Here is a 12,418-nt window from a genome sequence, read left to right on the forward strand (position 1 = left end):
TTATGTAGATAAGCTACAAGTCATGGACGCACGGATCCTTGACGCCTGGCTTGACTCGCTCAATAGGCTGTTCCGTATCCCGCCGGAGTTCCGCGACGAGACGGTGGAGTGGAAACGAGCCGGCGAATTACTGGGTGGCGGGGAACCGCTGCTTAAGGCGTTGGTCGACCACGGCCTGCCCTACTCCGACAGCAGTGGGCAGATCCGCTTCGACCGCTACGACCTGACCAACCTGGCCCTCTACTCGGGATCCGGCACCTCCGGCCCCGAGATGGCCATGAAGTACGCGCTGCGCTGGATGCACGACGCGCCGGAGACCCTGTACACGCCCCGTCGGTGGACCTTCGCGATCGAGACGTCGTGCCCGCATCCCGAAGGCTGCGGCGACGGCGACCGGAGCTGGAACATCGCGCGTCCGCGGCCCGGCGTCTACGGCGGCCGGACCGAATCGCTCACCATGGCCCCGGACGGATCCGCCCTCGACGCGGTCATGGTGAGCGATGGGGCGCAGCGCACGCTCCGGTCGGCTCGCCTGCGCGAGATCGCGCTGGAGTACAGCGAGGGCTACCGATGGATCCAGATTCCCGAGCAGCTCCAGCGCCGGTCGGAGCTGCTGCTCCCGCACGGGTTCCTGCCCTGCATTCCCGCCTCGCTGGATCTGGCGGAGAAATGCCGGGCGGCCGGCTTCGAGGCCAGGACCCGGCGCGGCTGGATCCTCGGCATGCTGGACATCGCCCATTCCTGGCTGGAGGTCATCGACGAGGACGGCCAGCTCAAGACCGTCGATCCGGCGTTCCTGGTGCTGGCACGCGACCATGCGGAAAAGCCGCATCCCGGGTTCCGGGAGGCATGCCTGGGCTCGCTCATGAACCGGCTGATGCCCACCGACCACGAAGCCGACAACCCGGTGCTGCAGCACGAGTGCAGGCACGGCTGGAGCATCCCGGACAGCAAAACGGCGATCCGGCTCAGCCGCGCGGCGTAGGCGCCGGGTCGCCCTGCACCATGCCGATCTCTCTGCGCCCCTGGTAGGGCTCGCGGCTGTGCGCCATCCTGACGTTGTCCACCAGCAGGAGGTCGCCGGCCTGCCAGGGCTCGCGCAGAGTGAGAGACTCGTACACCTCGTTGATCGTGCGGATCGTCTCCGCGTCGACCGGTTCGCCGTCGCCGTAGCCGGTGTTGAACGGCAGGCCGTCCGCGCCCAGCTGCATGACGAGATACTCGCGGACCGCCGGATCCATGGTCCACTCGTTGAGGAAGGCGATCTGGTTGCACCAGACCGGACGGCCGGTGAGCGGGTGGTCCAGCACTGCGGGCCGGGTCTGCGAGGTACGCAGACCGTCGGGCCGCCAATCGCAGGTGATCCGGTTGGCCTGGCAGTACTTCTCCGCCGCCTCCCGGTCATCCCCGCCGAACGCTTCCCGCCACGGCAGGCCGACCACGTCGTTGAAGGAACGCCTCAGCGTCCAGCCCGTCTCCGCGAAACGTGCCACCAGCGGCTCGGGCAGCTCGGCCAGCACCGCCTCCGCGTCGGCCAGGCCGGTGATCCCGCCCGAGTCAGGGGCGGCGAAGCAGCCGATCGCCAGGAGCCGCGGCACCTCCAGCAGGTAGCTCTGCTCGTGGTGCATGCACATGGGCTGGTCCGGCGGCCACTCCAGGGAGGAGAACACCGAGTTCCCGAGCGGGTGACGACGGGCGAACGCCTCGCGGTCCATCACCGTCGACTCCATCAGCTGCGCGCTGAGCTGCCCCAGCAGTGCGGCGTCACGCACCCCGAGGCCGCGTACCAGCACCGCGCCGTGGCGGAGCAGCACCTCCGTCAGCAGCGCCCGGTACTCTCCGACCCACTCGGCCGCGGCCACCGGCTCGCTCACCGGCAGGATGGGGGGCTTGCCCGGGGTCAGTTCCAGGTCAGCTGGCGTCATTCGTGGTGTTCCTTTCGATGACGAGGGCGAGATCGGCCAGCACCGGGTGCGCTACGAGGTCCTTCAGCGTCACCGCCGAGCCCAGGGCGATCCCGACCTTGACCGCGGTGAGCGAGGTCCCGCCGAGCCCGAGGAAGTCGTCCTGCCGGGTGATGCGGTCCACCGGGATCTTCAGCACGTCGGCCCACGCCTCGGCCAGCCGGAGCTCGGCCGGTGTCAGCGGAGCGCCCGGCTCGCCGGCCTGGTTCGCGGCGGAGACCAGCGTCGCCGCCTGCGCGCGGAGCGTTTTCCTGTCCACCTTGCCGTTTCCGGTCAGCGGCAACGCCTCTCGCCGCTCGAACCAGTGGGGGACCATGTATTCGGGGAGCGCGGCGGCCAGCCGCGGGCCGAGCTGGTGCGGCTCGGCGGAGCCGGTGAAGTAGGCGACCAGGTGCTTTTCGCCATCGGGGGTTTCGGTGACCACCACGGCCGCGTCCCGTACCCCGGAGGACTTCAGCACGTGGTTCTCGATCTCACCGATCTCGATACGGAAGCCACGGATCTTGACCTGGGCGTCGCGGCGGCCGAGAAACTCGAGCTTGCCGTCGGGCCGCCATCGGCCCCAGTCGCCGGAGCGGTAGCTGCGCTCGCCCGGCCGGTACGGATCGGATCCGAACGAGGCGGCGGTACGCTCCGGATCGTTGATGTAACCCCGGCCGACGCACACCCCGGCGAAGACGATCTCTCCCGGTTCGCCGTCCTGGACTGGTTCTCCGTGTTCGTCCAGCAGGTAGATGCGAACATTGCGGATCGGCCGGCCGAGCGAGATCCGGTCGCCGTCAGGCGGGCCGGTGAGCACCTCATGATTGGTGTCATCGGAGGTTTCCGTGAGCCCGTAGGCGTTGGCCAGGGCGATGTCAGGGAAGCGGGCGAACCAGCGGTTCACCAGCTCGGACTTCAGCTCCTCACCGGTCACGGACACGCATCGCAGCCGTCCCAGGGTGCGGGAGCGCTGCTCCAGGTGGGTCAGCATCACTTCCAGGTATGACGGCACCACCTGGAGCACCTCCACTCCGCCGCCGACCACGGTGTCGAGGAAACGCTCCAGGTCCAGGATCTCCCGCTGCGGCACGATCAGCGTCTGGGCGCCGACCAGCAGCGGGGCCACCAGCTGCCACAACGAGATGTCGAAGCACTGGGGCGCGGTCTGCGCGACCACCTGCCCCGGCTCGATGCCCAGGTCTTCGATCTTCGCCAGGATGTGGTTCAGCATCCCGGCGTGCTCGCACATGGCGCCCTTGGGCTCGCCGGTGGAGCCGGAGGTGAAGTACAGGTAGGCGAGTTGACCGGCGCCGACAGCAAGCCCCGGGTCGGTGGTGGGATAGTGGCCGGGGACGGGGTCGTCGTCGCGGAGCACCACCCGGCACCCGCTGCGGGACAACATGGCGGAGATCCGGGCAGCCGGAAAATGCGGCTCGATGGGGAGGTAGACGCCGCCGGCCTTGAACACCGCGAGCACCGACGCCAGCCACTCCAGGTGCCGCTCGCTGTGCACGCCCACCACGTCTTCGGCGCTGACGCCGCGCTCAAGCAGCGCGTGCGCGATCTGGTTGGCCCGCCGGTTCACCTGGTCATAGGTCCACGCGACGCCGTCGCACACTGCGGCGATCCGGTCCGGGTGCGCTCGCACCCGGTCCTCGAACAGCTGGTGTACGCGGATGTCGGGCAGCTCTCGCTGCGGCCCCACACCGTGCTTCAGAGAGGTGTCCATGCTCGTCACTCCGTTCCGGGCCGGGCCATCCGCCGCAGCGCGGGCCGCGTGGTCTTCGGTGCCGCGTCCACGCGCTCGGCCAGACCGGCTACGGTCGGGCTTTCGAAGATGGCCGCGATCGGCAGCTCGATCCTCGCGGTGTCCCGGATGTGGCTGACCAGCCGGGTCGCCAGCAGGGAGTGCCCGCCCAGGTCGAAGAAGCTGTCGTCGACCCCGATCCGGTCCACGTCCATACCGAGCACGTCGGCGAACATCGCGCAGAGTTGCCTTTCCTGCTCGGTCCGCGGTGCCCGGTAGCGTTCGCCGCCTTCGTACTCGGGCACCGGTAGCAGGGCCCGGTTCAACTTGCCGTTGGGCGTCAACGGCACCGCGCCGATGGCCACCACGGCCGAGGGCACCAGGTACTCAGGCAGTTGCCGGCCCAGGTCTGCGCGGATCTGGGTGAGCAGCGGGCCCAGGCCACGTGCGGCTTGCGGGTTGTTGAGCCAGCGCAGCGGCGATCCGCCGGTCGCCGCCGGGGTATATCCGCCGGACAACACCGGCCCTGTGCCGGCGGGCAGGATCAGCAGGTCGAAGTGCGCCACCGACGCCGCCGACCAGGTGGGGATCGCCTGCACGCCCCGCTTCTGGCCCCACTCGATGCAGTCGTTTGGGTCGATCCCGGTGGCTGGGACCACCACGTCATCGTCCAGGGCTTGTTCGCACGCGACCTCGTCCACCAGACGAGCGTTGGGAATGCCGACGATCCGGGCCGGTGCCGCGACCTGGTCCAGATCGAGGTCCGGATCCCACGCCAGCGTGGGCACGTGGGCGACATCGGTGACGTCGGCCGGGTCCTTGTGCAGCACCACCTCGTAGCGATGCCGGGTCAGCTCGTTGTGATAGGAACCCGGCTTGAGGCGGATGTCGACCGCCCCGATCCGCGGATCAGCCAGCGTGGTGAAGAACTCCGGCGCCACCACCAGTTCCTTCTCCACCATCACCGAATGCGCCACCGCGGTCCGCAGCCGGTCCCGTTGCCCGGCGAACCGCGGTGCCCGTACCGCCGCGTGGAAGGCACGCAACGTGCCGGCATGCCGCACGTCGCCCACCACCAGCCGGCCACCCGGCGCCAGCAGCCCGACCAGCCGGTCGATCACCCGCCGCAAGTAGTCCCCGTCGGGGAAGTAGAGCACGACGGAGTTGAGCACGATCGTGTCGAAATACCCTTCAGGCAATCCGTCCACGACGTCGGCCCCCTGGGCGCGCAACGTCACCCGGTCGGCCAGCCCCCGCGCGGCCACCTGGCCACGCAGCCGATCGATCACCGTGCCCGACAGGTCCGTGCCCCAGAACTCCGCACAGTGCTCGACCAACTGCGACAACAACAGACCCGAACCGACACCCACCTCCAGGATGCGCTCGGGCCGGAAGCGCAGCACCTGCTCCACGGCGGCGTCACGCCAGGCCCGCATCTCCCCCAGCGGAATCGGTTCGCCGGTATAGGAGCTGACCCAGCCGGTGAAGTCCTCGCCGAAGGTGTCCACCTCCGACCCGGCGTACACCGCGTCGTAGAGGCCTTCCCATTCGGCCACCTGCGCGCCGGCATCCGCCGCCGCATCCAGATCGGGCACCACGTAGGCCACCAGACGCTGGTCGCCGGGAGTGTCCTCGCGGGCCACCACCACCGCCTGCCGGACCCCGGGGTGCACGACCAGGGCGGCTTCGACCTCGCCGGGTTCGACCCGGAAGCCACGCACCTTGACCTGCTCATCAGAGCGGCCGCCGAACTCGAGCCGGCCGTCCGCGCGTCGGCGCACCATGTCGCCGGTGCGGTACATCCGCTCCCCGGCGGCGAAGGGACAGGCCACGAAGCTCTCCGCGGTCAGCGCCGCGCGGTTGGCGTAGCCCCTGGCCAGGCCCGCGCCGGCGATGTACAACTCGCCGACCACGCCGGCGGGAACCGGTCGCAGCCGCGCGTCGAGTACGTACGCCCTGGTGTTGGCGATCGGGTTGCCGATCGTGACCACACCGGTCGCCCGCATCGGCTCGGTCATCGAGGCGACCACCGTCGATTCGGTGGGCCCGTAGGCGTTCAGCATCCGCCGGCCCGGGGCCCATCGCCGTACCAGCTCCGGTGCGCACGGCTCGGCGCCCACCACCAGCCCGGTGAGGTGGGTGAGTTGCCCGGCGGCGCCGGACGGCATTGTGGCCAGCACGGACGGCGGGATCAGCGCGTGGGTGACGCGCTGCGCCGCGAGCACGTCCGACAGTTCCGCACCGACCAGACGCTGTTGCTCGGGCACCACCAGCGTCGCGCCCGCGGCGAACGCGGTGACGAACTCCCAGATGGCCGCGTCGAAGCTGGGTGATGACAGTTGCAGCAGCCGGCTGTCCTGGCCGACGGCGAGGTCCGCCTGGGCTGCGGCCATGCTGGCCAGGCCGCGGTGTGACACCACCGTGCCCTTGGGTGTGCCGGTGGAGCCCGAGGTGTAGATCACGTATGCCGCCCCGGCCAGGTCCGGCTCCATGCCCGGATCGGTGTCCGGGCAGCCGGTCAAGTCCGGGATCTGGTCGAGCACCACCGCCGGTGCCGCGTCGGCCAGCATGAACTCACGCCGCTGAGCCGGATACGCCGGGTCCACGGGCAGGTAGGCGCCTCCGGCCTTGCCGATCGCCAGCACGGCGACCACCAGGTCCACCGACCGTGGCAGCGACACACCGACCCGGTGCTCCGGCCGCACACCCTGGGCGATCAGCCAGTGCGCCAGCCGGTTCGCCCGCGCGTCCAGCTCGGCGTAGGTGAGCGACTCGCCGCCGCGGACGACGGCGGTCGCGTCCGGGGTGCGGCTCACCCACTGCCCGAACATGCCGGCCAGGCTCAGCCCCGGCACGTCGGCCGCGGTGTCGTTCCAGCCGTGGAGCACCTGGTCCAGCTCCGGCTCTGTGAGCAGCTCCGCCTGGCCGATCGGGCGCCGCGGGTCGGCGACGAACTGCTCCAGCAGCCGCACCCAGCGGGCGATGAGGCCCTCGACCGTGCTCCGGTCGAACAGATCGGTCGAGTACTCCACGAGCCCGCCCACGCCCTGGTCGCCGGTGAGCTCGGACAGGCTGAACATCATGTCGAAGCGGGACTTGCCGACGCCCACCCCTTCCTGGCGGATCCGCAGGCCGGGCAGTTCGAATTCCCGGCCGGGCGTGTTCTGCAGCACCAGGGCGACCTGGAACAACGGGTGGTGCGCGCTGGACCGTTGCGGGTTGAGCACCTCCACCAAGTGCTCGAACGGCACGTCCTGGTGGTCGTAGGCGGCCAGGCTGGCCTCCCGGACCCGCTCGACTAGCTCGGCGAAGCTCGGGTCGCCGGAGGTGTCGGTACGCAGCACGAACGTGCTGACGAACAGCCCGACCAGGTCCTCCAGCGCGCGGTCGGTACGACCGGCGGCCCCGCTGCCCAGCGGGACATCGGTGCCGGCGCCCAGCCGGGTGAACAGCGCCGCCATCGCCGCCTGCAACACCATGAACACCGTCGCGTTGGCGCCCAGCGCCAGCTCCGCCAGCCGCCGGTGCAGCGCCGGGTCCAGCTCGAAGACCACGTACGCGCCGTCATAGGACGCCACCGCCGGGCGGGGCCGGTCCGCTGGCAGATTGAGCTGCTCGGGCAACCCCGCCAGCTGCCGCTTCCAGTACTCCACCTGCTGTGAGTACAGACTGTCCGGATCGGACTCGTCGCCCAGCAAGTCCCGCTGCCACAACGTGTAGTCGGCGTACTGCACCGGCAGCGGCTCCCACGCCGGCGCCTGCCCCTGCGACCTGGCCGTGTAAGCGGCGAGCACGTCACGGGCCAGCGGACCCATCGACCAGCCGTCACCGGCGATGTGATGGATCAGGATGAGAAGGACGTGCTCGTCGGCCCCGCAGTCGAACAGGGTGGTGCGCACGGGCAGTTCGGTGGTCAGGTCGAAGCCGTACCGGACCGCCACGCCAAGGGCGTCGGGGAGATCGGCCTCGGTGACCTGGCGAACCTGCCACTCGACGTCGACCTGGCCCAATACCACCTGGCGCGGCTCGCCATCGGTTTCTGGGAACACCGTGCGCAACGGCTCGTGCCGATCCATCACATCATGCAGCGCGGTCTGCAGCACCTCCCGATCGAGGGCGCCCGACAAGCGCAGCACGACGGGCATGTTGTAGGTCGCGGAACGGCCTTCGAGCCGGTGCAGGAACCACAACCGGCGCTGCGCGAAGGACAGCGGCAGCACCTCGGGCCGCTCCTGGCGGGTCAGCGCGGCCCTGACCGGAAGGTGGCTGCGACGGCCCAGCTGTTCGGCCAGGCCGGCCACGGTGGGGGTCTCGAAGACGGCGGCGATGGGCAGTTCCACGCCGAGCGCTCCGCGGATTCGGCTGACCAGGCGGGTGGTGAGCAGCGAGTGGCCGCCGATGTTGAAGAAGTTGTCGTCGATGCTGACCTCGGCCAGGTTGAGCACCTCGGCGTACAGCCCGCAGAGCACCTCTTGGAGCGGGGTCTGGGGCGCTCGGCCCCCGCCGACTCGGGCGTAGTCCGGAGCCGGCAGCGCCCGTCGGTCCAGTTTCCCGTTCGGGGTGAGTGGCACCGCGCCGAGGGCCACCACCGCCGACGGCACCAGGTAGTCCGGCAACCGCTCGCCCAGGTGTTCGCGGACCTCGGTCAGCAGCGTGCTCAGACCGCGAGCCGCCTGCGGGTTGTTCACCCACAGCAGCGGCGAACCGGTGGGGGCGGCGGGGGTGTACACCCCGGACAACACCGGCCCAGCGGACTCGGGCAGCAGCACCGCGTCGAAGTGTTCCGGTGCCGTGGCGGACCAGGTGGGGATCAGCTGGACGCCGCGTGCCCGGCTCCGCTCGGTCAGCTCGGCCGGGTCCACACCGGTGGCCGGAGCCGGCGCGGATCCGGTTGCCAGACCGCGTTCGCAGGCCACCTCGCCGACCAACCGCGCGTTCGGGATGCCGGTGATCCGTGCCGGTGCCGGGACCTGGTCCAGCTGGAGGTCCTCGCTCCAGGAGACGGTGGGCAACTGGGACACGTCGGTGATCTCGGCCGGGTCCGCGTGCAGGACGACTTCGTAACGGTGCCGGGTCAGCTCGTTGTGGTAATGCCCCGGCTTGAGGCGGATGTCGACCGCGCCGATCCGCGGTTCGGTCTCGGCCAGGGCGGTGAAGAACTCCGGTGCCACCACCAGTTCCTTCTCCGTCAGCACGGCGTGATCCACCGCGACCCGGTTCTTGGCCTGGTCCGCGCTGCCCACGCGGCCGGTCTGCACCGCGGCGTACAGGGCACGCAACGATCCGGCGTGCCGGACGTCGCCGATCACCAGCCGGCCACCGGTTGCCAGCAGCCCGATCAGCTGGGTGATGACCCGCCGCAGGTACGGCCCGTCGGGGAAGTACTGCACCACCGAGTTGACCACGATGGCGTCGAAGTATCCCGTCGGCAGGCCGTCGATCACGTCGGCGGCCTGGGACCGCAGGGTCACCCGGTCCGCCAGTCCCCGAGCGGTGACCTGCTGCCGCAGCCGGTTGATCACGGCGCCGGACAGGTCGGTGCCCCAATACTCCTGGCAGTGCTCGACCAGCTGCGACAGCAGCAGGCCCGAGCCGACGCCGACTTCGAGGATCCGTTCCGGGCGATGGCGGCGTACCTGCTCCACCGCGGATTCGCGCCAGGCGTGCATCTCCTCCAGGGGAATCGGGGCACCGGTGTAGACGCTGTCCCAGCCCGTGAAGTCCTCGCCGAAGACGTCCGCCTCAGATCCGGCGTACACCGAGTCGTAGATCGTTTCCCACTCGGCGACCTGCCCGGCGGCGTCCGAGGCCAACGCCGCGGCGGCGTCCAGGTCGGGCACCACATAGGCCACCAGGCGCTGGTCGCCGGGGGTGTCTTCGCGGGCCACGACCACGGCCTGCCGCACCCCCGCGTGCGCGACCAGGCTCGCCTCGACCTCGCCCGGCTCCACCCGGAAGCCGCGCAGCTTCACCTGCTCGTCAGCGCGGCCGGCGAACTCCAGCCGGCCCTCGGTGGTCCACCGCACCAGGTCTCCGGTGCGGTACATCCGCTGGCCGGCGGCGAACGGACAGGCCACGAACCGTTCCGCGGTCAGGCCGGGGCGGTCGACGTAACCCCTGGCCACCTGGGCGCCGGCCACGTACAGCTCGCCCACCACCCCGGGCGGTACCGGCCGCAGGCCGGCGTCCAGCACGTACAGGCCGGTGTTCCAGGTGGGCCGGCCGATCGGCACCGCGGGCCGGTCGGCCATGTCCTCGTCCCAGACCGCGGAGGCGACCTGGATCGTGGTCTCGGTCGGCCCGTACAGGTTGAACAAGGCGCTGTTCCAACGGGTGCTGATGTCGGCCGCGAGTTCGGGCAGCAGCGCCTCGCCACTGGACCAGATCCGGGTCACCGCATGGTGCTCCGGTGGCGCGGGCAGGCTCGCGAGCAGCGACGGCGGGAACTGGGCGACCGTGACCCGGTTGGCCGCCAGATAGGAGACCAGCGATTCCGGGTCGCGTACGACGTCGCCGGGCGCGACGCACACCGTGGCGCCGGACAGCAGCGGGAACCAGATCTCCAGGCCCACCGAGTCGAACCGTACCGAGGTCCGGAACAGCAGCGTGTCATCGGGACCGACCGGATGGGTGTGCCGCATCCACTGCAGGTTGTTGACCAGCCCGCGGTGCTCGACCAGCACCCCCTTGGGGCGGCCGGTCGATCCGGAGGTGTAGATGACGTAGAGCGCGTGCGCCGGGTCCAGGCGACCGTGGCGGTCGGCGTCGGTCAGGTCCCGGTCCGGCTGGGCCGCGACCCTGGCGCGGGTCTCGTCGGCGTCGAGGATGAGAACGGGCGTGTCGGTGACCACCTCGGACATGTCTGTCTTCAGCGACGTCACCAGCAGCAGGGCCTGGGTGTCCCTGAGCATGAACGTGAGCCGCTCGGCCGGGTCGTCCGGGTCGATCGGCAGGTAGGCGGCGCCGGCCTTGAGCACCGCCAGCAGCGCGATGATGGTGTCGACCGAGCGAGGCAGCGCCACGGCGACCAGCCGGTCCGGGCCCGCGCCCAGCTCCACCAGGTGGCGGGCAAGCTGGTTGGCGCGTGCGTGGAGTTCGGCGTAGCTGAGCTGTTCCTCGCCCAGCGTCACGGCGGTGGCATGCGCGGTGCGGCGGGCCTGGGCTTCGAGCAACTCGACCAGGGTGCCCTGCTGGACGTCGACGTCGGTGTCGTTCCAGCCTTCCAGCACCTGCCGCCGTTCGAGCTGGGTGAGGATGTCCACCTGGCCGATCCGCCGGCCGGGATCGGCGAGAACCGTGTCCAGGAACCGGGCATAGCGGTGCAGCAGGGCGGCTATGGTCTCCTCGTCGAACAGGTCGGTGGCGTACTCGACCTCGATGTCGATGCCGGCCGGCGCGCCGGTGCCGTCCTTGCGCTCATTCATGGACAACAGCAGATCGAATCGGGCCCGGCCGGTGCCGGCCGGCTCGACGCCCGCCCGTACCCCCGGCAGTTCGAAGACGGTGTCGGGGGCGTTCTGCAGCACGAACGCCACCTGGAAAAGGGGGTGGTGGGCGGTGGAGCGGTTGGGGTTGAGGACTTCCACCAGGTGCTCGAAGGGCACGTCCTGGTGTTGGTAGGCGTCCAGGCTGGTGTGCCGCACCTGATCCAGCAGTTCGGCGAAGGTGGGATCGCCGGAGGTGTCGGTACGCAGCACCACCGTGTTGACGAAGAATCCGACCAGATCCTCGAGGGCATCATCGGTGCGGCCCGCGACCCCGCTGCCCAACGCGATGTCAGTGCCGGCACCGAGCCGGGTGAACAGCGCGGCCATCGCCGCCTGCAACACCATGAACACCGTCGCGCCCGACTGGCGGGCCAGTTCGGTCATGCGCCGGTGCGGGTCACCATCGAGGGAGAAGAGGTAATCCGCGCCCTGGTAGGAGGCCACCGGCGGTCGGGGCCGGTCGGTGGGCAGGTTGAGCTGCTCGGGCAACCCTGTCAGCTGCCGCTTCCAGTACTCCACCTGCTCGGCGAAGGCGCTGTCCGAGTCGGACTCCTCCCCCAGCAACTCCCGCTGCCACAAGGTGTAGTCGGCGTACTGCACCGGCAGCGGCCTCCACCCCGGCGCCTGCCCCTGCGACCTGGCCGTGTAAGCAGCCACCACATCCCGCGCCAACGGCGCCAACGACCAACCGTCACCGGCGATGTGGTGGATCAGCAACAACAGCACGTACTCATCCGCGCCGAGCTCGAACAGGGTGACCCGCACCGGAATCTCCGCCGACAGATCGAACCCGTACCGGGCCGCCCCCTCCAACGCCCCAGCAAGCTCCCGCTCACCGACCCGCGACACCCGCCAGCCGAAATCCGCCTCCCCCGCCTCGACCACCCGCTGCGCCGGCTCACCATCCACCTCGACGAAAACCGTCCGCAACGACTCATGCCGGCCCACCACATCAGCCAGCGCCGCCCGCAACACCCCCGGATCCAACCCCCCCGACAACCGCAACGCCAACGGCATGTTGTACGTCGCCGACGGCCCCTCCAACCGATGCAAAAACCACAACCGCCGCTGCGCAAACGACACCGGCACCACCAACGGCCGATCCCGCACCCCCAGCACCGCCCGCACCGGACCCCCACCAACCTCCAGACGACCAGCCAACCCCGCCACCGTCGGACACTCAAACACCGCCACAATCGGCAGCTCCACCCCAAAAGCCCGACGAACCCGGCTCACCA

At 70.3% G+C, this 12,418-nt stretch carries 4 protein-coding genes; 1 reads left to right on the forward strand and 3 read right to left on the reverse strand.

Features of this window, described 5'->3' with window-relative positions; all coding sequences use genetic code 11:
• The first annotated feature begins 22 nt into the window (after positions 1–22).
• Positions 23–985: a hypothetical protein gene (locus ACFPZ3_RS21955; protein WP_379516053.1), complete on the forward strand. Its 963-nt coding sequence runs from the start codon at positions 23–25 to the stop codon at positions 983–985.
• Here ACFPZ3_RS21955 and ACFPZ3_RS21960 read toward each other — a convergent pair.
• Genes ACFPZ3_RS21960 through ACFPZ3_RS21970 form a run of 3 tightly spaced genes read right to left on the reverse strand, consistent with a single transcriptional unit; the run spans position 969 to position 12,263 of the window.
• On the reverse strand, positions 969–1,925 hold the full coding sequence (locus ACFPZ3_RS21960) for a TauD/TfdA family dioxygenase (protein ID WP_379516054.1): 957 nt from the start codon (positions 1,923–1,925) through the stop codon (positions 969–971). The two genes, ACFPZ3_RS21955 and ACFPZ3_RS21960, sit on opposite strands and share 17 nt — an antisense overlap.
• Complete coding sequence (locus ACFPZ3_RS21965) at positions 1,912–3,675, reverse strand: non-ribosomal peptide synthetase (RefSeq protein ID WP_379516055.1); 1,764 nt, start codon at positions 3,673–3,675, stop codon at positions 1,912–1,914. Before ACFPZ3_RS21965 ends, ACFPZ3_RS21960 begins: the two co-directional genes overlap by 14 nt.
• A 5-nt stretch (positions 3,676–3,680) precedes the next feature.
• Complete coding sequence (locus ACFPZ3_RS21970) at positions 3,681–12,263, reverse strand: amino acid adenylation domain-containing protein (RefSeq protein ID WP_379516056.1); 8,583 nt, start codon at positions 12,261–12,263, stop codon at positions 3,681–3,683.
• Positions 12,264–12,418 lie beyond the last annotated feature (155 nt).

It is taken from the genome of Nonomuraea insulae (assembly GCF_042656245.1).

Excerpts from the sequence above, each read along its gene's own strand:
- ACFPZ3_RS21960 (WP_379516054.1), bottom strand. The coding sequence starts at position 1,925 with ATGACGCCAGCTGACCTGGAACTGACCCCGGGCAAGCCCCCCATCCTG.
- ACFPZ3_RS21955 (WP_379516053.1), top strand. The coding sequence starts at position 23 with ATGGACGCACGGATCCTTGACGCCTGGCTTGACTCGCTCAATAGGCTG.
- ACFPZ3_RS21965 (WP_379516055.1), bottom strand. The coding sequence starts at position 3,675 with ATGGACACCTCTCTGAAGCACGGTGTGGGGCCGCAGCGAGAGCTGCCC.